The sequence below is a fragment of the Umezawaea endophytica genome (assembly GCF_025061645.1).
GTDB lineage: Bacteria > Actinomycetota > Actinomycetes > Mycobacteriales > Pseudonocardiaceae > Umezawaea > Umezawaea endophytica.
On sequence record NZ_JANYMP010000010.1, the window covers coordinates 138973 to 160091 of the forward strand.

The window sequence follows — 21119 nt, forward strand, 5'->3', positions numbered from 1 at the left end:
CCGCGGAGGACGAGTCCGGTGGACATCCGGGAAGACCCGGCGGACGGGCGGGTCGCGCGGGTCTCGGAGGCGTCGGCGCTGCGCAGGATGGCCGCGACGGTAGAACGGCTGTCGGCCGAACTCCGCCGCACCCGCGCCGCCGCCGACGGGCGCGCGGTCGTCGAACTGGCCAGGGGAGTGCTCGTGGAACGCCTCCGCTGCGGCCCGGCGCAGGCGGCCCGGCAGCTCGCCGCGCTCGCCGAGCGGGCGGGGGTGGCGGAACTGGAACTGGCCGCGGACATCGTGGGTCGAGCGGCACAGGACCGACTCGCCGACGCCGCCGGGGACGGGCGCGGGGACGGTGCCGAACGCCGTCCCGACACCGCCGGGGCGGCAGCGGGTGAGGGGCGGCGGGTCGTCGGCGGCGATGGTCGTGTTGCGTCAGCGGGGGAGGAGACGTGGTCCGCCTCGGTGCGGTTGCGGGTGGCGGAGAGTGCTGTGCTCGGGGCGGGGGACTGTCAGGCTGTGGCCGAGGCGGTGTTGGGGCATGCGCTCGGGCCGTTGGGTGCTGTCGCGGTGGCGGTCTGGGCGGTTGGCGCGGATTCCTCGCTGTCGTTGGCGGGTGCGGCGGGGTTCGCGGTCGGGGAGGCCGGGCGGTGGCGGTACGTGCCGCCGGGGGTGCCCACCGCGGCTCGGCGGGCGCTCACCGAGCGGGGCACCGTGCGGATCGAGGACCTCGCCGGGGCGGGGCTGGTGTCGATCGGCGACCGGCACCTGCCCGGCGGTCGGGTGGTGGCGCTCGCCGCCGCGGGTGGGCGGGTGCTCGGCGTGCTGGAGATCTGCTGGCCCGGTCCGCCGCCGCGACGGCCGCCGTCGGTCGTCCGCCAGGTCGAGGCGCTGGCGGAGCTGTGTGCCCACGCGGTGGAGAGCGACGCCCTCGCCGGACCGGCTCCGCACGGGCCGTCGCTCGTGGAGCTGGTGGACCTCGCCGACGGGCTCCTCGACCCGGCGCTGGTGCTGCTCCCGGAGACGGCAGGGGACGGCCGGGTCGTCGACTTCCGCCTGCACCACCTCAACGCCCACTTCAAGGACCTGGCGGGCCGGTCGCGGGCGTCCCTCACCGGGGCGCGGCTGCTGGAGGCGTACCCGCTCGCCGCGACCGGGGGAGGGCTGTTCGACGCGGTCGAGCGCGTCCACGCGACCGGTGAGCCGTTCCGGGCGGAACGGATGGCGCTCACCGTCCAGGTCGACGACGTCCCGCTGACCGTGACCGCGAGCGCGGGCCTCAGCAGGCACGGCGACCGCGTCCTGCTCGTCTGGCGCCCGCTGGACGAGACCGCGCTGCTCGCCGACCTGTTGCAGCACGCGCAGCGGCTCGGCCGCATCGGCGGGTTCGAGGAGGACGTGACGAAGGGCCTGGTGACCTGGAACAGCTCGCTGTACGCGCTGCACGGGCTCGCCACGCCCGTTCCGCTGGCCGAGCTGCCCGCCCACGCCCACCCGGACGACGCCGCCGCGCTGCACGGGTTCCTGCGGACCGTCCTGCACCACCGCAAGCCCGCGTCGACCGCGTTCCGCCTGCGCCGCCCGGACGAGATCACCCGCCACATCCGGGTCATCGCCGAACCGGTGCTCGACCCGGACGGACGGCTGGTGGCCGTGCGCGGCGCCTACCAGGACGCCTCCGCGCAGCACTGGACCGAGGTCGCGCTGTCGGCCACCCGCGACCAGCTCGCCCACTCCGAGCGGCTCGCGGCCGAGCAGAACCGGCTGGCGCTGCAACTCCAGCAGGCCATCATGCCGCCCGCCCAGCGGACGGTCGACGCGTTCGACCTGCGCATCTCCGTCCGCTACCGCCCGGCCGAGATCGAGCACCTGGTCGGCGGCGACTGGTACGACGCCGCCGTCCTGCCGTCCGAACGGGTCCTCGTGTCCGTCGGCGACATCACCGGTCACGGCATCAAGAGCGCGACGGGGATGGTGGTGCTGCGCAACGCGCTGCGCGGTCTCGCCGCGACCGGCGCCGGGCCCGGCCAACTGCTGACGTGGCTCAACCTCGTCGCCCACCACCTGGCCGACCACCTCTTCGCCACGGCCGTCTGCGGTCTGTACGACCCGGACACGAGGGTGCTGCGGTGGGCGCGGGCGGGGCACCTGCCGCCGGTGCTCGTCCGCGGCGGGCGGGCAAGCACCTTGCCGATGCTCCGCGGGGTGATGCTCGGCGCGCTCGCGGAGGCCGAGTACGAGGAGGGGCGGGTCGAGCTGCGGCCGGGGGACACCCTGCTGCTGTACACCGACGGGCTGGTCGAACGCCGGAACGTCGACCTCGACGACTGCGTCCGGTGGCTGGTCACGGCGTCCGAGGCCTTCACCGGCTCGTTGGAGCGGCGCTTGGACGACCTGCTCGCCCGCAGCGAGTCCGACACCGACGACGACGCCTGCATCGTCGGCCTCCACCTCGGCTGAGCACGGGAGGCGTGCGCTCGGGCAAAAAAATTGACCAGTGGTCACAATTGCTTCAGTGTCAACCAAAAACAGTCCTCCGGGAACAAACGGGAACCCGCAGGCCACGACGAGTCCTGTCGGTACTGTCGTGGGCCTTGGTCCGCTGAGGAGGGTGACCGGTGGAGTTCGAGTTCGACGGCGAGCTGTGGTTCTGGCGGGGTCCCGCGCCCTGGTACTTCATCACCGTGCCGGAGGAGGACTGCGCGCTCATCCAGGCCGAGTCGTCGGCCGTGAGCTACGGCTGGGGCATGATCCCGGTCGCCGCCCGGATCGGGGACAGCGAGTGGACGACGTCGCTGTTCCCCAAGGACGGTCGCTACGTCGTGCCGGTGAAGGCCGCGGTGCGCCGCGCCGAGGGGCTGGAGGAGGGCGACACCCCGACGGTGACGCTGACCGTCCACGTGTGACGCGTCAGCACGCGGGGTGCCCGCTGAGCACGCCCCACATGGTCTTGCCGTCGACGGTGGGGCGGAAGCCCCACTCCCGGCACACCTGGTGGACGAGCAGGAGTCCGTGGCGGTGGCGTTCGCCGGGAGCGGCGACGTGGAGGACCGGTTCGGTCGGGTCGCCGTCGGTGACCTCGACGCGCACGGCGCACCCCTCGCGGTTGACCCGCAGCCGGTGCGGGGCCGCGGTGTGGCGGTAGGCGTTCTCGACCAGTTCCCCGACCACCAGCAGCACGTCGCCGAGCACGTCGGGGTGGACGGCGTCCGCCAGGTGCCGCCGCACCCCCGCGCGGACCGAGCGCAGGTCGGGGCGGGCGCGGAGGTCGTTCTCCCAGGGCAGGACCACGAGGGCGAGGACGTCCTGGGCCTCGGCGACCAGCCGGGCCACGGCCTGGCTCAGCGAGCCGGTCACCAGTGGCTCCGGCGCGCCGTCGGGCTCGGAGAGGTCCATCCCGTTGGTTCGTCGGGAGTGGTGCCCTCGGTTCGGTTTTTTCCGGACCGGTTTCGGGTCAGCGGTGCGACCAGCGCTGGTTGGTGCCTCCGGCGCAGGTCCAGAGGACGACGGGGGTGCCGTAGTCGGTGCCGGAGGCGAGGACGTCGAGGCACAGCCCGGACTGCTTGCCGGTGATCGACCGGTCCGCGTTGAGGGCCCACTTCTGGTTGGCGCCGCCGTTGCAGTCGTGGATGTCGACGCTCGTGCCCGGCTCGGTGCCCGCCAGTCGGGCGTCCAGGCACTTGGCGCCGTTGTAGACCCGCAGTTCGCCCGCGGCGGTGGGGGTCCAGAGCTGGTTGTCCCCGCCGTTGCAGTCGAAGATGGTGACCGCGGTGCCGTTCTCGGTCGCCTTGCCCGGCACGTCGAGGCACTTGCCGGACGACTCCACGACGAGCGGCGCGGTGACGGGCGGTTTGGCGGAGGTGGACTTCGGCGGAGCGCTGGACGAGCTGCTCGGTGGTGGGGTCGAGGCTTCGGAGCGCTTGGCGACGTTGGCGTAGTAGAACGCGCCCGAGACGACCGCGATCAGCACCACCAGTGCGACGGCGAGGCCCGCGGCGGCTCGGCGCCTGCTGCGCTGTTCGTGCGAGGGGGAGCGGGGCGGCAGGGTGAAGGACGAGGTGAGCTGGTCCCGCAGGTCCACCACGAGGGTCGGGGTGGGTGCGGTGCTCCTGGCGAGGACGTCGAGGGCTTCGGCGGCCTCGGCCATCGTGGGTCTGGCGCGGGGGTCCAGGTCGAGCAGCCTGGCGAGCAGCGGGGTCAGCGCCCCGGCGCGTTCCGGCGGCCGGATGGTGCCCGCGGCGGCGCGGTAGAGCTGGGCGATCGAGTTGTCGGTGATGCCGAACGGCGGCACGCCCTCGACGGCGTTGTAGAGCGTGGCGCCGAGGGAGAAGACGTCGGACGGGTAGCCCGCTTCCTGGCCCCTGGCGACCTCGGGGGCGAAGAACGCCGGGGTGCCCGCGTAGTGGCCGGTGGCGGTCGCCGTGGTGTCGTCGAGCGCGCGGGAGATGCCGAAGTCGGTGATCTTCACTGTGCCCTCGGCGCCGAGCAGGACGTTGCCGGGCTTGACGTCGCGGTGCACGACGGAGGCCTTGTGGGCGGCGGCCAGCGCGTCGGCCATGTGCTTGCCGATCCGCACGGCGTCGCCGACCGGGAGGGGGCCGCGTTCCGCGAGGATCGCCGCGAGGCTCTGGGACGGCAGGTACTCCATGATCAGCCACGGTTGGCCGTCCTGCTCGACGACGTCGTGGACGGTGATGGCGTTGGGGTGGTGGAGTCGCGCGGCGATGCGCGCTTCGCGCTGGGCGCGCCGCCTGGCCTGCTGGACCGCTTGGGCGTCGAAGTGGGACGGCAGCAGGAGTTCCTTGACGGCCACGACGCGTTCGAGCTTCAGGTCGCCCGCGCGCCACACCACTCCCATGGCGCCCGCGCCGATCTGGTCGCGCAGCTCGTAACGGCCGGCGATCAGCCGGTTCTGCTGGCTCACGTGCGACTCCTGGTCTGGCGGGCTCTGGCGGTGCGGCGATGGTAGTGGAGCGCGGTGGGGGTGGGATGGCGTGGTGAGGGCGGTGGGGGTGGAGGTTGGCGAAAAGATGTCCGCGGAACGGGTGCCCGGCGCTGTTCGGGTGGGATCTCGTTGTCCGCCAACGGGTTCGCGCCGCTACTCCGGGCGGGGTTTGGTCCGGGAGCGGGGTTTGGCCGACCGCGGTGGGGCGGCGCGCATGTGGTCGCGGACGCGGGTGAGGACGGAGCCGAGGGTGCCGAGGTCGTGGCGGGACAGCGGGTCGAACAGGAGTTGCCGCACCACGTCGACGTGGCCGGGCAGGACGCGCGCCACCACGGCGCGGCCCGCTCCGGTGATCGTGACGGTGGTGCTGCGCTCGTCGTCGGTCGACGGCTGCCGGGTGATCAGGCCTGCCTTGTCGAGCAGGCCCGCCTGGTAGGTCAGTCCGCTGCGGCTGTAGACGACGTCGTCGGCCAGGTCGGTCATCCGCCTGCTGCCCCGTGGGGCGTCGGCGAGCCTCGCGAGGAGCTGGAACTGCACCCAGCTCAGGTCGCCGGAGGCGCGGAGCTGTTGTTCCACGGCGTGCTGGAGGAGGCTGCCGACCTCCATGAGCGCGAAGTAGGCGCCGAGCTGTTCGCCGTCCAGCGGTGGTGCGTCGTCCGTCACGGCCTCATCCTACTGCTTCGAATTCGTAGCGTGACGTGGTCGGGCGACCTCGCCCGCCGCGTACCCGGCGGGCGAGGTCGTCGGACCGGCTCAGCCCACCGAGCGGTAGGCGACGCCCGTGGCGTTGGGCGTGGTGCCGGTGTACAGACCGGTGCGGTGCGTGCTGGTGGACAGGGTGAACCACGAGTAGCGCTCCACGAACGACAGTCCCTGGAGCATCAGGGCGGAGTTCTTCGCGAACGCGGCCTGCTGGTCGGACGACGGGTAGCGCGGCGTGCTGGTGGTGAAGTCGATCAGCGCGTACTCGGTGAGCCAGATCGGCTTGCGGTAGCGGTTGTACACGGCCTGGAGGTAGCCCTTGAGGTGGTCGACTGCCGCGGCGGAGAAGTCGCTGCCGTACCAGTGCAGGGGGATGAAGTCGACGCGGTAGCCGCGGGAGGAGGCTCCGCTCATGAACCGGTCGAGCCAGCCGCCCGGCGTGTCGCCGCCGAACGCCACGGCGGGCGCGCTCAGCCGCAGCCCGGTGCCCTGGAGCTGGGGCCAGAGCTGGAGCGCCTGGTCGACGGACATGTTGGCCTGGCCCGCCATGTCCGGCTCGTTGAAGGCGAGCAGGCTGGTGCCCAGTGACTTCGCCTGGTTGAGCTGGGTCGGGTTGACCGCGCCGGAACCCCAGATCATCGGCACGAACTCGCTGCTCGACGGGTTGTTGATGCCCTGCTTGTCCGACGCCCAGGTGTAGAACCACCCGGCGCCCACGTCGCTGAGCGCGGTCGTGACACCGGAGAAGTTGGCGGCGCTCACCCCTTTCTTCTTCACGGCGGGCACGGACGACGCCGGTGAGGGCACCAGGGTGAGCGCGGCGAGCAGGGCCAGCAGAATTGACAGCGACCGGTGTGCGGAGCGCATGCGGGACGTCCCTTCCACGACAGCGCGGCGGCGGGCCGGGGCTGATCACATCGTGCCGCAGTGGACGGCCCCGTGTCGTCCCGCGCCGGGGATGGCACGCTGGTGGTGTCCACGTGGAGGGTGCCCGTGTCCGGAGTCGCGATCCAGTTCGTCCGTCCCGCCCTGGCCGCGGGTGGTGCCGACGTCCGCCGGGTGCTGCGCGAGGTCGGCGTCGACGCCGGGGCGTCGCGGGTGGACTGCGACCGGGTGGTCGAGCTGGTGCGGTCGCTGTGGCGGCTCACCGGTGACGAGCTGCTCGGCCTCGGGCCGCGGCCGGTCCCGCTCGGCACCGTCCGGCTGATCGCGCTGGCGGTGGTGCACGCGCCGGACCTGCGCACGGCGCTGGGCCGCGTGGTCGAGTTCGCCGCGCTGACCACCGGGTACACGCGCGGCAGGCTGGTGGTGGACGGCGGGGTCTGCCGGGTGGAGTTCGCCTCGGACCCGGACGTGGTGGACGAACCGCTGGCGCTGGAGGCGGTCCTCGCCTTCGCGCACCGGTTCGCCGGGTGGCTGGTGGGGCGGCGGATCGTCCTGACCGGACTCGCGTTCCCGTTCGCCGAACCCGAGCACAGCGCCGAGTACGAGGACGTCTTCGGGGTGGCCGCGGGGTTCCACGCGCCCGCGGCGTCGCTGAGCTTCGACGCCGCCCACCTCACCGCGCCGGTCGTGCGGGACGAGGCGGCGCTGGAGGTGTTCCTCCGGGAGGCGCCGGTGGACGTGATCATGCTCCGCGACCACGGCACCACGACCGCCGACCGCGTGCGCCGGATCGTCGAGCAGGACCCCGGCGGCCGGGTCGACGCCGTGGCCGCCCGGCTCGCGTTCAGCGCCCAGCACCTGCGCAGGCTCCTGCGCCGGGAGGGCACGTCGTTCCAGGAGATCCGCGAGGACGTCCTGCGCGGCATCGCGGTCGCCGGTCTGGAACGCGGCCGGGAGTCCGTCGACGACCTGTCCCGGCGGCTGGGGTTCTCCGAGCCCAGCGCGTTCCGCCGCGCGTTCGCCCGGTGGGTCGGCAGTCCACCGGGCGAGTACCGCGCGCGGCACGCGCTCAGGTCCGGGGGCGGCGCACCCCGATCGCGGTCATGACGACGACGGCGGCCACGCACAGCCAGGCGAACAGGTCGCCGAGCACGGCGTAGGCGGTGGTGGCCCGTTCGGTCGGCACGTCGGAGTGGACGACGTGGGTCTCGGAGCCCGCGTAGTCGTGGGCCGCGAGGACCCGGCCGCGCTGGTCGACCGCGCCGGACGTGCCGAACTCCGCCTGGCGGACGACCGAGTACCCGTTCTCCACGGCCCGCAGGCCCGCTTTCTGGCTGTGCACGGTGCCGACCTCGGCCCAGTCCCGCGCGGGCACGAGCAGGATGTCGGCGTCCACGCGGGTCAGCGCCGGGAAGTCGGCGTCGAAGCAGGTGACCGTGGCCAGCCGCCCGTAGGGCGTGTCGACCGCCGGGACGACGCCCTCACCCGCCGGGTAGCCCTCCAGTCCGGGGATGGGGTGCGACTTGTCGTAGGTCCACACCCGGCCGCCGGTCGGGTCGAACAGGTACGTGCGGTTCGCCGCGTACGGCGCGTCGGGGAGGTACAGGTACACGGCGACCTGGAGGTAGATCCGCTCCTCCCGCGCGGTCGCGGCGGCTCGTGCGAGGAAGGCGTCCTCGTCGGCGGCGAGCACGTTCGCGGCCTGCTCGGACCAGACGACGATCTTCGCGCCCGCCCGTGCCGCCTCCCGCGTCCTGGTGAGCAGGTTCGCGGTGACCTCCTCGAACGCGGGCCGCACCTGCGCGGGATCGCGGTCCACGACGCCCTGCGGCGTGAACTCGTCGCCGATGAGGTCGCGCAGCTCACGGGTGACGGAGGTGTCCGGGCTGATCCCGGCCACCCGCACCGTGGAGCCGGGGGAGGAGGCCGCGAGCACCGCGCCGCCGCCGAGCAGCACGAGGGTGAGCACCAGCGCGTAGACGCCGACGACCCGGCGGTCCACTCCGCGCTCCCACACGTCGTTGGCCGCGGTGGCGGCCCAGCCGATCAGGAACGCGACGCCGTACGGGCCCGTCACGCCGATCACCTGGAGCAGCGCGAGGGTTCCGTGCTGCGTCGGGGCGAGCACCCCGAACGCCGCGCCGAACGGGCTGATCACCGTCATCAGGAACTCGCAGGCGGCCAGCGCCGCCGGGAAAAGCAGCAGCCCCACCACCCGCCCGGCCCTCGGCGCGACGAGTCGGTCCAGCGCGAACGGCAGGGCCACCACGGTGCTCAGCGCGACCACGCCCACGACGGTGATCACGGTCATCGGCACGGCCGTCTCGACCGTCCAGAACACCCCCGCCGCGACCGAGGCGAGCCACACCAGCGGCAGGGCGGTGGGACGGCTCGCGCGGGTGAACCGCAGGAGGAACACGGGGAACAGCCAGGCGGCCACGGGGACGTCGAAGCGGCCGTGCACGGCGAGGAGCCACAGCAGGGCGCCGACACCCAGCCAGGCCCACCGCCGCCGGTCGGGTGGCCGCTCCTCGGCGACCTGCCGTCGTTCGAGCTGTTCGGTGATCATCACTTCTCCGCCTTCGCGCCCGTGAACTGGGGTTTCAGGTCACGGAACGACGCTATCGGCGGGTGGGCCGGTACCGCTGTGACCGGACCTCGCACCTTTCGTGACCGTTGAGGTCCGCAGCCGGAGGAGACCCAGCGCCACGAGCACGCCGAGGACGGCGAGGCCGAACGGCCGCAGCGCGGGCGTCCACGGCCACGCCGGGCCGGTGAGGTCGAGGCGGTCGACCGGGTACTCCAGCACCTTCGCGGACCACCGCGCGGTGGCGACGTCGGTCGTGCGCGCCAGGTCGAGCAGCGCGCCGTCGAACGGGAAGCCGGGGTCGTGGTGGAGGTAGACCGGGTCCAGGTCGGCGTACCGGTCGGCCGCGTGCCGTCGTGCGGCGTCGGCGCCCGGCACGACCAGCCGGTCCAGCTCGGCCGCCGCCGGGTCGGCCCGCGGCACGAACGTCAGGCCGTGGCGAGACCGCACGGGTCCGGAGCCGACGGCCACCGGCCGGACGGCCAGCGACTGGGCGTAGGTGTCGAACGCCGACGCCAGCTCGATCTCGCCGACGCCGTCGGTGAGCAGCACCCCGGTCGTGGGGCGGTCCCAGCGGAAGGCGGTGTTGACGCCGACGACGGCGTCGGCGGGGGCGAGGCTCGCCTGCGCCATGGCCGAGGCGGTGCCGCGGTGGTAGTGCGGCCAGCCGGTGGCGTCGGCCGCCCGTGCCGCGGCGTCCGGTCCGAGCAGCCGTTCGACGACGTGCAGCGTGCCGTCCACACCGGACAGGATGCCCGCCGTCGTGACGACGTCGCCGTCGTCCACGTACCGCGTCCCCCTGACCCACCGGACCGCCGGGTGGCGGTCCTCGAACCCGTCGAGGCGGAACCAGTGGGAGGTGGCCGTCCGGCCGTCGAGCAGCCCCGCCGAGGCCAGGACCGCGGAGCCGCTGCACACACCGAGCAGCAGCGAACCCCGTGCGGGCGCGCGGCGGAGCCAGTCGGTGACCGGGTCCGCCGTGCTCTCGCCGACGTCCGGCAGCGCGGGCACGACGACGACGTCCGGCGCGTCCTCGCCGAGCAGCCGGTCCACCTCGTCGAACGTGTAGTCGGGCACCAGGTCCAGGCCGCCGACCAACGGGACCGGGTGCCTCGACGGCGCGGCGGTGTAGAGGTTGACCGCGCCGGTGGAGGCCAGGACCTCGTAGGGGGCCAGCACGTCGGACGTGACCGCGCCCCGGTCGCCCACCACGACCACCGCGGTCGGCTTGGCGGGGTCGTGCGGGGCTGGTGCGGGCGTCGCCGTGACGCCGTCCGACCTCGGGGTTTCGAGGTCGTCGAACGCGGCGGCGGCCGTGACGGTGCCGAGCCCGACGGGCAGGACCAGCGCGGCGAGCAGGAGCAGGAGGAGGTGTAGCGGGGTTCGCACGGTCAGCACCCGTACTCGTGACGGCGGCGCAGCATCGCGACCAGCATGGCCGGGACCATCAGCACGTGCCCGGCGGTCATCAGCGCCATCCCGGACAGCACGCCGGTCCAGTGGAACGGCAGGAGCACGATGAACGGCACGTACATCGCGGCCGACATCTCGGCGATGCCCGCCCACCCGTGGTGGCGGATCCTCATCCACAGCGCCATTCCCAGCGCCATGTCGGTGGCCATCACCAGCACGTGCGCGGTCACGACGTCGGACAGGTCGGGCCAGAGGAACGACCAGACCGGTTCCAGGACGAGCATGCCCGCCACCATGGCGACGACCATCTCCAGGAAGTGCAGGGCGAAGCGGAGCGCGGGACGGGCGTTGCGCGGCTCGGCCCTCTGTTCGGGACTCATCGGGTCTCCTCGGGATCGTTGTGGTGCAACGGATCCTCTGCCGCCGGAGGAGCGCGGTCAGGTGCCGATGGTCATGTGCGAGGTCATGTGACCTCAGAACAGGCCGAGTTCCCTGGCCCGCAGCGCCGCCTGGGTGCGGTCGCGCACCTGGAGCTTGGACAGGACGCTGGTGACGAGGTTCTTCACCGTGCCCTCGGCCAGGAACAGGCTCCCGGCGATCTCGCGGTTGCTCCGCCCCTCCGACAGCAGCCGGACCACGTCGAGTTCGCGCTCCGTCAGCGGCACGACCAGCGGCTGCCGCCGCGGCACGTCCTCCCGCGGCAGCCGCGCCACCCTGGCGACGAGCTTGGCGGCGACGGACGGCTGGAGCACCGACTCGCCGCGACGGGCGGCGACCAGCGCCTCCACCAGCTTGGCCGACGACACGTCCTTGAGCAGGTAGCCGACCGCGCCCGCCCGCAGCGCCGCGAACACGTCCTCGTCGTCGTCGAACGTCGTGAGCGCCAGCACCCGCACCCCCGGCTGCTCGACCCCCAGCCGGGTGGTGGCCGCGATCCCGTCGAGGACCGGCATCCGCAGGTCCATCAGCACGACGTCGGGCCGCAACTCGGCCGCCAGCGCGACGGCCTGCTCGCCGTTCCCGGCCTCGCCGACGACCTCGATCTCCGGCTGCACCTCCAGCAGGATGGCCAGCGCCTCCCGGAACAGGGCCTGGTCGTCGGCGATCAGGACGCGGACGGGGAACTCCGGCGCGGTCACCCCGGCACCTCCACGACCAGCGTCACGCCGTGCCCGGCGGGGGAGTCGACGGACACCCGCCCACCGAGGTCCGCCACCCGCTCCCGCAACCCGACCAGGCCGAACCCGGTGTCCGGCACCGGATCGGGCGGCAGGCCCCGACCGTCGTCGCGGACCTCCAACCGGACCAGGTCCGCGCGGCCGAAGTCGAGCACGACCGTCACCGCCGACGCGTCGGCGTGCTTGCGCACGTTGGTGAGCCCTTCCTGCGCCGCCCGGAACAGCGACTCCTCGACCTCGGCGCGGACCTCGCGCGCCACACCGAGCACCTCGAGGCCGGTGGGCACCCCGACCTCACCCGTCAACGCCCGCAAGGCGTCCACCAGCGGCGCCTGCCGGGGCTCGCGCAGGGCGGAGACCGACCGGCGCACCTCCGCGAGCGCCTCCTTCGACTGGTCCTGCGCCTTGGCGAGCATCCCGTCGAGCCGCTCGACGTCAGCCGTGCGGATCACGGCCCGCGCTGCTTGCAGCAGCATCTGCACGACGGTCAGGTGGTGCCCCAGCCCGTCGTGGATGTCGCGGGCGACCCGGTTGCGCTCCTGCGTGGTCGCGAGCTGCTCGGCCTGCGCCGCGTACCCGCGCAGCCTCTCGTGGGCCTCGGCCAACTCGGCCCTGGCCCGCTGCTCCCGCACCAGCAACTCGGTGACCACGAGCGTGAAGACCGACACGGCCAGGCTGCCGAGCCCTTCCCGCAGCCCGGCGCCCCACTCCATCCCCAGGTGCACCAGGGGGATCACCGCGGCCACGGCGGCGGCGACCGGCAACGGCAGCAGCAGCACGGACTGCGCGACCAGCACCACCAGCAGCAGGATCGACCCGACCGCCGCGCCCGACAGCGAGAACAGCGTGAAACCCAGCACGAGCTGGACCCCGGTGTACAGGAGGGCGACCACCCGTCCGCGGCCCTCGACGAACCGGAACCCGACAACGGCCAGCACGGCGTAGACCAGCCCCACCACCAACGTCGGCACCAACCGCTGCTCGTAGGTCGCCGAGCCCAGCGGCAGCGTCACCCACGCGACCACCGTCAGGATGCTCAGCGCCCTCTGCACGCGCCCACTGTGCTGGAGGCCGAACACCGAGGTCAACCGGGCGGCCGAAGATCCGTTCACCGCCCGGTCCGTTGTTCACCGCGCGAACGCCGAACGTGAAGAACGCGGAACGACTACACCTGACAGGGGCGGTTCGCCGCACACCCGCGGCCGGTCGGAGCGAGGGGTCCGACCGGCCGCGGGCCCGTCACGCCGTGAAGCGGTGGTGGCCCGTCCAGCCGGGGTCGCCGGTGGTCGCGAAGCGGACCCACGCGCCGTGCACCTCGGCCGCCAGCGACGGCGGCACGTCCGGACCGAGCAGGCCGTGCGATCCGCGCAGCGCGGGCAGTTCCGTGGTCTCGAACACGAACGGCAGCTCCACGCCGTGGCAGGCGCCGTACGTGCCGCCCCGCCAGTCGAACTCGTAGGTGAGCGCGTCGCCGTGCGCCTCGACCAGGCGGCGCTTGCCCGTCTCGAACAGCGCGTCGATCGCCGCCGACCGGGACGGGTCCTGGTAGAGCCTGGCCTCCTCGGTGGCGGTGCCCACGAGCAGGTCGGCGACGTGCGTCCCCTCGTGCCCGGCGCGGACGGGCCCGAACGGCGTCACCCCGGCCAGGCCCGCGGACCGCAGGCGCCCCACCGCGTCGATCAGCCGCTCGTCGGGCACGGCCGCGAACGCCGACGGGGTGGGCTCGATCCCGAGCAGCCCTGCGAGGTCCGCCGCGGTCTTCGCCGCGTCCTCGGGGGCCAGCTCGACGAGTCCGCCGCTCTGGCTGATCGCGCGGTGGAACAGCCCGCGCGCGGCCGGGTCGACGGCGAGGGAGCCGACGACCATCGCGCCCGCCGAGTGGCCGAACAGGGTGACCCGGTCCGGGTCGCCGCCGAAGTTCGCGATGTTGTCGCGGACCCAGCCCAGCGCGGCCAGCACGTCGAGTGCGCCGCGGTTGTCCGGCGCGCCCGGCAGGCTGACCCAGCCGGGAGCGCCGAGGCGGTAGTTCAGCGCCACCAGGACGATCCCGTCGCGGGTGAAGGCGGACCCGTCGTAGCCGGGTGCGCTGGCCGTGCCGGACAGGAACCCGCCGCCGTGCACGAACACCATGACCGGGGCCGAACCGGCGGTGTCCGGTGTGGACACCGTGACGGTCAGGTAGTCGTCGCCCGCCACCCGGTCGACGCCCATGAACGGGCCCATGTCGGTCTTGCCGAACCAGCGGCGGTCGGGCGCCGGGGCCGACGGGCCGGACGTGCTCGCGTCGCGCACGCCGGACCACGGAACGGGGGGAGCGGGCGCGGCGAACCGGCCCGCGCCGACCGGTGGCGCGGCGTAGGGGACGCCGTGGAACACGCCGGTGTCGCTGGACACGACACCGGAGGTGGTGGAGATCTTCACGCGAACGCCGCCCATTCCTTGATCTCGAACTTCTCGCCGTCCCGCCGGACCTCGGCCGCGCCCGACCCGGCCAGGTGCGCGGGCAGCACGAGCGCGTTGTGGTCCGCCGCCCAGCCGAGCACCCGGCGGCGGGTGGCCGTGGCCGCCGCCTCGTCCTCGTCGAAGGACGGGCAGTGGTCGGGCTCGACGAACTGCAACGGGCTGTGCAGCAGGTCGCCGACGAACACGGCGCGGTCGGTGCCCGACGTCAGGGTGAGCACCGACGAGCCGGGCGTGTGACCCGCCGCCGGGTCGATCCGCAGGTTCCCGTCGAGGACGTGCGAGCCCTCCCACAGGGTGATCAGCCCGGCCTCGTGCACCGGTGCGACGCTGTCCTCGAACACGTTCTGCATCCCGCGCCCCGCGCGGGTCCGGTGCTCGTTCAACGGGTTCCAGTAGTCGAAGTCGGCGCGGGACAGCAGGTATTGGGCGTTGGGGAACGTCGGCACCCACGCCGACCCCTCCAGTCGGGTGTTCCAGCCGACGTGGTCGCCGTGCAGGTGCGTGGTCACGACGACGTCGACGTCCTCCGGCCGGACGCCCGCCCGCGCGAGGTTGTCGAGGAAACCGGTGTCCAGGTGCGCGAAGAACGGCATGTAGGGCCGTTCCTTGCCGTTGCCGATGCCGGTGTCCACGAGGATGGTCCGGCCGCCGCTGCGCACCAGCCAGGTCTGCATGACGGCCTGCATGGTGTCCTGCTCGGGGTTCCAGTGGTCGGGCGCCAGCCAGCTCTCGTTCGCTTCCCAGGCCTGCCGGGGCACGTCGGGGAACACGAACTCGCGGGGCAGGCCCGCGGGCGGCTGCTCGATGACTCGGGTGATCTCGACGTCGCCGAGGATGATGGTGTCCATGCGGTCGAGTCTCGACGGGCGGCCGGGCCGGAGGTATCGGTCACGTGACCGCAGTCGCCGATACAGTCGACCGGTGAGAGCAACGGGCCGCGAGGCCGTGACCGCCTCGGTCTTGGCGCTGACCAGCGGGGTCCTGGTGGTCGCCGGAGAGCCGGGGGTCGGCACGAGCACGCTGCTCGACCTCGCGGCGGACACCGTGCCGGGCCGCCGGGTGCTGCGCGCGACCGGCAGCCGCGGCGAGGCGACCCTGCCGTTCTCCGGGCTGCACCAGCTCCTGCGGCCCGTGCTGGCCGAGGCCGACGGGCTGCCCGAGCGGCAGCGGTCGGCGCTGCTCGGCGCGATCGGCCTCGGCGGCGACGCGGGGGTCCCGGATCGGCTGATCATCGGCGTCGCCGTGCTCTCGCTGCTGTCGGAGCTGAGCGAACGCGGTCCCGTGCTGGTCGTGGTGGACGACGTGCGGTGGATCGACGAGGGGTCCCGCGACGTGCTCGCGTTCGTCGCCCGGCGCGTCGGCGACGAGCCGCTCGCCGTGCTCGTCGGAGCGCGGGACGAGACAGAGTTCCCCGGCTTCCCGCTGGTCGCGCTGGGTCCGCTCGACCCGCTCGCGGCGGCGGCGCTGCTCGACGCCCAGCCGTCACGGCCGTCCGACGCCCTCCGCGTGCGGGTGCTGGCGCAGGCCGCGGGGAACCCGCTGGCCCTGGTCGAACTCGCCAGGGCGGGCTGCGCCGACGACGACATCCTGCCGCTGACCGAGCGGCTCGAACGGATCTACGCCGCCGACCTCGACCGGTTGCCCGCCGCGACGCGGACCGCGTTGCTGCTGGTCGCGGCGGACACGGCCGACCTCGTCGCGCACACCCGCGCCGCCGAGCTGGCACCCGCCGAACAGGCGGGGCTGGTGCGCCTCACCGCCGGTCGGGTCCGCTTCCGGCACCCGCTCGTGCGGTCGGCGATCTACCACGCGGCCCCGCTCGCGGCACGAGCCGAGGCGCACCGCGCGCTCGCGGACCTGCTCGCCGCCGAGCCGGACCGGCGGGCCTGGCACCTCGCCGCGGCCGCCACCGGGCCCGACGAGGCCGTGGCCGCCGCGCTGGAGGCCACCGCGAGCCGCGCCCGGTGCCGGGGCGGACACGCGGCGGCGGCGGGCGCGCTCGAACGCGCCGCCGAGCTGAGCCCGGCGCCGGAGGACCGGGCCCGGCGGCTGGTGCTGGCCGCGGGGGCCGCCGTCCACACCGGCCAGGCGCAGTGGGTCGACCGGCTCGCGACGGCGGCGACCGACCTCACCGACGACCCGTTCCTGGCCGCCACGGCCGCGCTGAGGGTCGGCCAAGTCCTCACCCTGACCTCCCGGCACGCCAAGGCGATCAGCCTGCTCATGGGCGCGGCCGACGAGCCGTCCCTGACCGGCCAGGCGCTCGCGGCGGCGGCCGTGACCGGCTACTACTCCGGCGACGAACGGGATCGCGACCTGGTGCGCGCCCGTGGCGGCGGGGACCCGTGGACGGCGGCGGTCGTCGACCCGCACGAGGACCGGGCGGCGCTGGCCGCGCAGATCCCCGAGCTGGTCGAGCAGGCGGGCTCGGACCCCGCCCTGCTCACCTCGCTCGGCGCGATGGCGTGGGTGCTCGACGAGACGGCGCTCGCTGTGCGGATCTTCGACGACGCCCTGCACCGCTGGCGCGCGGCCGGGCGGCTCCCGACCGGACTGGGCTGCTCCGCGGGCTGGGCCTACCTCGACCACGGCGACTGGGCCCAGGCCCGGCTGGCGGCCGACGGCGCGGCGGCGCTGGCCGCCGACGCCGACCTCCCGCACCTCACCGCGGCGACCCTGGTCCTCGAAGCCACGGCCGTCGTCCTCACCGGCGACACGGCGGGCGCCCGCGACCTGGCGGGCCGCGCGCTCGCCACGATCGACCCGGCCACCAGCAGGGCCGTCGGCGCGCGGGCCCGGTGGGCGCTCGGCATGGCGGCCGTCGCCGACGGCGACCACGTCACCGCCTACGAGCAGTTCCGGCTGCTGTTCACCGCCGACGGCGACCCCGTCCACTACCACTTCTCCTTCGTGGCGCTGGCCGAGCTGACGGCCGCCGCGGTCCGCACCGGGCACGGGCCCGAGGCGGCCGACATCCTCGCGCGCGCCGAGAAGCGCTTGGCGGGCAACACGTCCGCGCGCACGCACGCCCTGCTGCACCGCAGCCGGGCGCTGCTGGAACCCGATGACGCCGAGAGCCACTTCCGGGAGGCGCTGGACGACCCGCTGGGGGACCAGTGGCCGTTCGAGCGGGCCCAGGTGCTCCTCGACCACGGCGAGTGGCTGCGCCGCCGCCGTCGGATCGCCGAGGCCCGACCGAAGCTGGCCGCGGCCAACGAGGTCTTCCGCCGCCTCGGCGCGCAGCCGTGGCTCGACCGCGCCCAGGGCGAACTGCGGGCCGCGGGCGTCGACTCCGAGCCCGCCGCGCCGGACGCGCTGACCTCGCTCACCCCGCAACAGCAGCAGATCATCCGGCTGGCGGCGCGCGGGCTGACCAACCGGGAGATCGGGGAACGCCTGTTCCTGTCCCCGCGCACGGTCGGCTCGCACCTGTACCGGAGCTTCCCGAAGCTGGGCATCACCGCCAGGGCCCAGCTCCGGGACATCGTCGACGGCGCGCCGTCAATCGGGCACGACGGCGTGCCGTCCAACGGGCGCGACGGCGTGCCGTCCAACAAACACGACGGCGTTCCGTCGGGTCGCTCGTGACCACTCGGCCACGAGCGGCCCGACGGTGGTTCGCCGGTCCTGAACGCCTCCGGTCCTAGACGGCCCCGGTGGTCTCCGGCACGACCGCCAGCCCGAGGTCGGCCATCCCCAGCCAGTCGAGCATCACGCCCGCCTCCTCCGCCCGCGCGGCGAGCTTCACCCGCAGCCCGTAGACGCTCAACAGCAGCGCCTGCAACGAGTCCACGCCGAACGACGCCTCGACCGCCTCACCGCCCAAGCCGACGATCCGGTGCGGGCAGCACCAGTCGCCGTTCGCGCTCAGGGGATCCGGTCGCGGCGTGCCGACCGCGATCGTCACGGTGGTGCGGGCGCCGTCCTCGGTGACGCCCTCCAACTGGCGCTCGGCGACGATCGCGCCGAGTTCGTAGCTCGTCATCGATCCACCGTACCGGCGCTACTCGGCGGCGTTCATCAGGTCCAGCGCGCTGTGCTGCCGCGCGCCGTCGCTGAACTGGAAGGGCCCCGCCCACGGCTGGTCGTAGGAGTCGCTGCTGGACCGGTCCCGCGTGTACGCCGAGTCGGCCTGCCGCCGCAGGTACGCGGTGTACGGGCGGTCGGCCAGCGTCCGGTTCAGCAACCCGAGCCCGCGGACGTAACCGCCCTTGAACGACGGGACGTCCGGGCCGCCGCCGTTGTCGACCAGGATGCCGCCGGGGTTGAGGGCGGTGTTGGTCGTGGACGCGTTCGCGAGCGCCCGTGCCTTGTCGAGGAAGCTCGCGTCACCCGTGGCGCGGTGCAGCTCGACGAGCGCGGCCAGCGGCACGCCCTGGTTGTAGCTCCACCCGTTCCGCCCGTTGTTGGCGCACGTGGCGGAGTCGATGCCGTCGTTGACGATGTTGGAGCTGTTGATCATCCCGCTGTTCAGGAACCAGGTCCACGCCGTCCTGGCCCGCTGGAGGTACACGGTGTCGCCGGGGATCCTGTTGTGCAGCGCGGCGTTCAACTGGATGTACAGCGCGTTGGTGATGGCGTTCTTGTAGGTCTTGGCGGACGTCCAGTAGATCCCGCCGCCGCAGACCGAGTCCCACGTCTGCGCCATGTCGTCGGCGTCGATGCGGGCGGTGGCGAGGTAGCGGCTCTCGCCGGTCAGGTCGTAGGCGGCGACCCAGGCCAGGCCCCACCAGCCGACGTCGTCCTTGAACTCGTTGATGAAGTTCCCGTCCCACGACGTGAGGTTGAGGTCGTAGGTGTGGGCGATGGCGTAGCGGTAGCTGCCCATCCCGGTGATCCTGGCGTTGTCGATGATCGCCGTGAGCGCGTTCGCCCCGTTCCACCAGCTCGTGGTCTCGAACAGGCCCCAGTCCTGGTTGTAGCGCTCCATCAGCGCCGTCGCGGCGGCCGTGCTCCGGCTCCACGCGTTCCACGTCGTGCGGTACCAACTCGTGCACACGATGGTGGTCGACCCGGCGGGCTGGGCGCACGCGCGCAGCAGGCCGACGCCGCGGGCGGCCCAGTCGTCGACGTTGAACATCATCGTGCGCCAGTCGCCGACCCCGGCCGGGCTGCGGGTGTCACCGAGCCGCGAGCCCGAGTTCCAGCTCACGCCCGCGTCGAACGACCGGTCCAGCCAGAGGGCGTCACCCTGGGAGGTGGGGGTGATCCGCGCCCAGCCCATGGCGTCGGTGTCGTTGAAGTGCAAGGAGATCTGCCGCGTGCCCGCGCTGAGGGTCTGGGTCAGCCGGTCGGCGGGGGAGAGGGCGGGGTCGCGGGCGTCGCAGTACCTGTTGCAGACGACGGCCGCCGCGGCCGGTGACGCTGGCGAGGTCGACGGCGGGCCGCCGGTCGGCCGGGTGGGGACGTCGGGGCGGGTGGCGGCCCGCTGGGCGCTCGACGGCAGCGCGGGGTCGCGGGTGTCGCAGTAGGCGTAGGCGCCGCAGTCGGCGGCGGGTGCCGCGACCGTCCGCTCGGGCGGCACGACGATCACGAGGGACAGGACGAGGGACGTGAGAACGGCAGCTTTCAGCACAAGACCTCCCGGTGCAGGGGTGGGTGGCCGTGGGAAAAGTGAGAGCGCTCTCACCTTTGAGGTTAGGGTTCGCTCAACAGAGGCGTCAAGGAATTGTCGCATTTCGGACAGCGCCCGAACGGCGCGTCGCGCGGACGTCGCCCGCGCTCCCGACCGGGCGCGCGGGCGGCACCACCCCCCTGCTGCCGCGGTGGTGTCCGGGTCACCGACGTGCGTGGTCCGGCGGCGGTCGAACGGGTCGCGGCGTGGTCCACCGTAGTCAGCGCCGATCGGCGCATCACGTCCTTTCGGACAGGCCCGAATGAGCGTGGTGGGAGTTTTCCCGACAAGCGGCCGATCGCGGTGAGGAGCACCGCCGACTTCGCTACCCTCTCGGGCACGACGTGAGACCGCGTCCTCCGGGAGGGGCCGTGCTCCGAATCCACTTCTCCGCCGACGACCTGCTCCGGATCAGGGTCGCCACGACGCCGGACCCGCTGTGGGAAGTGGTGCTCAGCCTGCACCAGTGGCAGCACCGCAGGCCCGACCCCGACCTCGTGGGCTGGCAGCGGGACGCGCGCCGGGTCGTGCGGTCCTCCGGCCAGTCCGCCGCGGTCACGAGGCTGCTCACGCTGGTGCCGCCGCAGGGCTACACCCCGGACTTCCTGACCCCGACCGGGTTCTCGACCCTGGAGCAGGGCCTGGACGCGGTGCTCCGCACGCCGGGGCGGCGGGTGCGCGGCGAACTGGCGGTACTGGCCGAGGGGGTCCGGCTGCCGCTGTGGGTGCGGGAACTGGCGGAGGGCGGCTCCCGGCACCTCGCCGTCGTGGTCGCGGCACTGCGCCGGTACTACGACCTCGTGGTCGGCCCGCACCTCGCGCGCGTCGGATCGCCGGTGGCGGCCGAGCCGCGCGCCCGGACCGTGCCGGTCGGCGAGGCGCACGACGTGCTGGCCGACCTGGCACCGGGCCTCCAGTGGCGGGAACCCGTCCTGCAAGCGCCGTACCCCCGCGACCAGGACCTGTACCTGCGGGGGCGCGGGCTCCTGCTGGTGCCGTCCCACTTCTGCCGCCGCACCCCGGTGACGCTGGCGGACCCCGAACTCGACCCGGTCCTGGTGTTCCCGACCCTGGCCGTCGACCGCGAACCCTCACCCGACCTGGTCGCCCTGCTGGGCCGGACGCGCGCGGGCGTGATGCAGGCGCTCACCACCCCGCGCTCCACCAGCGAGATCGGCCGGGTGCTGAACCTGTCCACCTCCAGCGCGAGCGAGCACGCCACGACGCTGCGCAACGCGGGCCTGATTTCCACCACCCGCCGCGGGAACTCGGTGCTGCACGTCCTGACCTCGCGGGGCCACGCGCTCCTGGGCGCGGGCTGATCCCGCGGGGGTGGGGGGGCGCCCG

General features: G+C 73.8%; 18 protein-coding genes. 5 read left to right on the top strand and 13 right to left on the bottom strand.

Annotation, left to right across the window (positions count from 1 at the left end; all coding sequences use genetic code 11):
• Positions 1 to 18 precede the first annotated feature (18 nt).
• Positions 19 to 2445: a PP2C family protein-serine/threonine phosphatase gene (locus NZH93_RS21630; protein WP_259624970.1), complete on the top strand. Its 2427-nt coding sequence runs from the start codon at positions 19 to 21 to the stop codon at positions 2443 to 2445.
• A 158-nt stretch (positions 2446 to 2603) separates the two neighbouring features.
• A complete protein-coding gene (locus NZH93_RS21635; protein WP_259624971.1) occupies positions 2604 to 2891 on the top strand; it encodes a DUF1905 domain-containing protein in 288 nt (95 codons plus the stop codon).
• 4 nt (positions 2892 to 2895) lie between these two features.
• Here NZH93_RS21635 and NZH93_RS21640 read toward each other — a convergent pair whose 3' ends face one another.
• From NZH93_RS21640 to NZH93_RS21655, 4 genes are all read right to left on the bottom strand, one after another.
• Entirely contained in the window at positions 2896 to 3381 is a 486-nt protein-coding gene (locus NZH93_RS21640) for an ATP-binding protein (RefSeq protein WP_259624972.1), read from the bottom strand.
• Between the two features lie 58 nt (positions 3382 to 3439).
• Positions 3440 to 4909, bottom strand: coding sequence for a serine/threonine protein kinase (locus tag NZH93_RS21645; RefSeq protein ID WP_259624973.1), 1470 nt, complete (start codon positions 4907 to 4909; stop codon positions 3440 to 3442).
• 174 nt (positions 4910 to 5083) lie between these two features.
• Positions 5084 to 5593, bottom strand: a complete 510-nt coding sequence (locus tag NZH93_RS21650) for a MarR family winged helix-turn-helix transcriptional regulator (RefSeq protein ID WP_259624974.1) — start codon at positions 5591 to 5593, stop codon at positions 5084 to 5086.
• A gap of 90 nt (positions 5594 to 5683) precedes the next feature.
• A complete protein-coding gene (locus NZH93_RS21655; RefSeq protein WP_259624975.1) occupies positions 5684 to 6499 on the bottom strand; it encodes a glycosyl hydrolase in 816 nt (271 codons plus the stop codon).
• A 126-nt stretch (positions 6500 to 6625) separates the two neighbouring features.
• Here NZH93_RS21655 and NZH93_RS21660 point away from each other — a divergent pair, with 126 nt between their 5' ends.
• Complete coding sequence (locus tag NZH93_RS21660) at positions 6626 to 7624, top strand: AraC family transcriptional regulator (RefSeq protein ID WP_259624976.1); 999 nt, start codon at positions 6626 to 6628, stop codon at positions 7622 to 7624.
• Here the strand turns inward: NZH93_RS21660 and NZH93_RS21665 are convergent.
• The 7 genes from NZH93_RS21665 to NZH93_RS21695 form a co-directional block, all read right to left on the bottom strand.
• The gene (locus NZH93_RS21665; RefSeq protein ID WP_259624977.1) at positions 7587 to 9086 is read right to left on the bottom strand and encodes a nitrilase-related carbon-nitrogen hydrolase; all 1500 of its coding nucleotides are present in this window, start codon (positions 9084 to 9086) and stop codon (positions 7587 to 7589) included. The genes NZH93_RS21660 and NZH93_RS21665 overlap by 38 nt on opposite strands.
• Before the next feature lie 39 nt (positions 9087 to 9125).
• Complete coding sequence (locus tag NZH93_RS21670; protein ID WP_259624978.1) at positions 9126 to 10493, bottom strand: DJ-1/PfpI family protein; 1368 nt, start codon at positions 10491 to 10493, stop codon at positions 9126 to 9128.
• A gap of 2 nt (positions 10494 to 10495) precedes the next feature.
• Positions 10496 to 10897, bottom strand: coding sequence for a hypothetical protein (locus NZH93_RS21675; protein ID WP_259624979.1), 402 nt, complete (start codon positions 10895 to 10897; stop codon positions 10496 to 10498).
• Between the two features lie 93 nt (positions 10898 to 10990).
• A complete protein-coding gene (locus tag NZH93_RS21680; RefSeq protein WP_259624980.1) occupies positions 10991 to 11656 on the bottom strand; it encodes a response regulator in 666 nt (221 codons plus the stop codon).
• Positions 11653 to 12807 (bottom strand): sensor histidine kinase, encoded by a 1155-nt coding sequence (locus NZH93_RS21685; RefSeq protein WP_259624981.1) that lies wholly within the window; start codon positions 12805 to 12807, stop codon positions 11653 to 11655. The genes NZH93_RS21680 and NZH93_RS21685 overlap by 4 nt, the downstream gene beginning before the upstream one ends.
• A 127-nt stretch (positions 12808 to 12934) precedes the next feature.
• Entirely contained in the window at positions 12935 to 14116 is a 1182-nt protein-coding gene (locus tag NZH93_RS21690) for a carboxylesterase family protein (protein WP_259624982.1), read from the bottom strand.
• On the bottom strand, positions 14113 to 15006 hold the full coding sequence (locus NZH93_RS21695; RefSeq protein ID WP_259624983.1) for an MBL fold metallo-hydrolase: 894 nt from the start codon (positions 15004 to 15006) through the stop codon (positions 14113 to 14115). Before NZH93_RS21695 ends, NZH93_RS21690 begins: the two co-directional genes overlap by 4 nt.
• 73 nt (positions 15007 to 15079) lie before the next feature.
• Here NZH93_RS21695 and NZH93_RS21700 point away from each other — a divergent pair, with 73 nt between their 5' ends.
• A complete protein-coding gene (locus NZH93_RS21700) occupies positions 15080 to 17746 on the top strand; it encodes a LuxR C-terminal-related transcriptional regulator (protein WP_259624984.1) in 2667 nt (888 codons plus the stop codon).
• Positions 17747 to 17801: 55 nt separating this feature from the next.
• Here the strand turns inward: NZH93_RS21700 and NZH93_RS21705 are convergent, their stop codons facing one another.
• A complete protein-coding gene (locus NZH93_RS21705) occupies positions 17802 to 18143 on the bottom strand; it encodes a DUF6968 family protein (RefSeq protein ID WP_259624985.1) in 342 nt (113 codons plus the stop codon).
• Between the two features lie 18 nt (positions 18144 to 18161).
• A complete protein-coding gene (locus tag NZH93_RS21710; RefSeq protein WP_259624986.1) occupies positions 18162 to 19733 on the bottom strand; it encodes a glycoside hydrolase family 76 protein in 1572 nt (523 codons plus the stop codon).
• A gap of 410 nt (positions 19734 to 20143) precedes the next feature.
• On the opposite strand from NZH93_RS21710, the gene NZH93_RS49930 reads away from it, so the two are divergent.
• Entirely contained in the window at positions 20144 to 21094 is a 951-nt protein-coding gene (locus NZH93_RS49930; protein WP_308214223.1) for a winged helix-turn-helix domain-containing protein, read from the top strand.
• The last annotated feature ends 25 nt before the right edge of the window (positions 21095 to 21119 follow it).

Bases quoted from the DNA above. Each gene is read 5' to 3' on its own strand.
- NZH93_RS21705 (WP_259624985.1), bottom strand. From the start codon at position 18,143: ATGACGAGCTACGAACTCGGCGCGATCGTCGCCGAGCGCCAGTTGGAG.
- NZH93_RS21655 (WP_259624975.1), bottom strand. From the start codon at position 6,499: ATGCGCTCCGCACACCGGTCGCTGTCAATTCTGCTGGCCCTGCTCGCC.
- NZH93_RS21695 (WP_259624983.1), bottom strand. From the start codon at position 15,006: ATGGACACCATCATCCTCGGCGACGTCGAGATCACCCGAGTCATCGAG.
- NZH93_RS21640 (WP_259624972.1), bottom strand. From the start codon at position 3,381: ATGGACCTCTCCGAGCCCGACGGCGCGCCGGAGCCACTGGTGACCGGC.
- NZH93_RS21665 (WP_259624977.1), bottom strand. From the start codon at position 9,086: ATGATCACCGAACAGCTCGAACGACGGCAGGTCGCCGAGGAGCGGCCA.
- NZH93_RS21675 (WP_259624979.1), bottom strand. From the start codon at position 10,897: ATGAGTCCCGAACAGAGGGCCGAGCCGCGCAACGCCCGTCCCGCGCTC.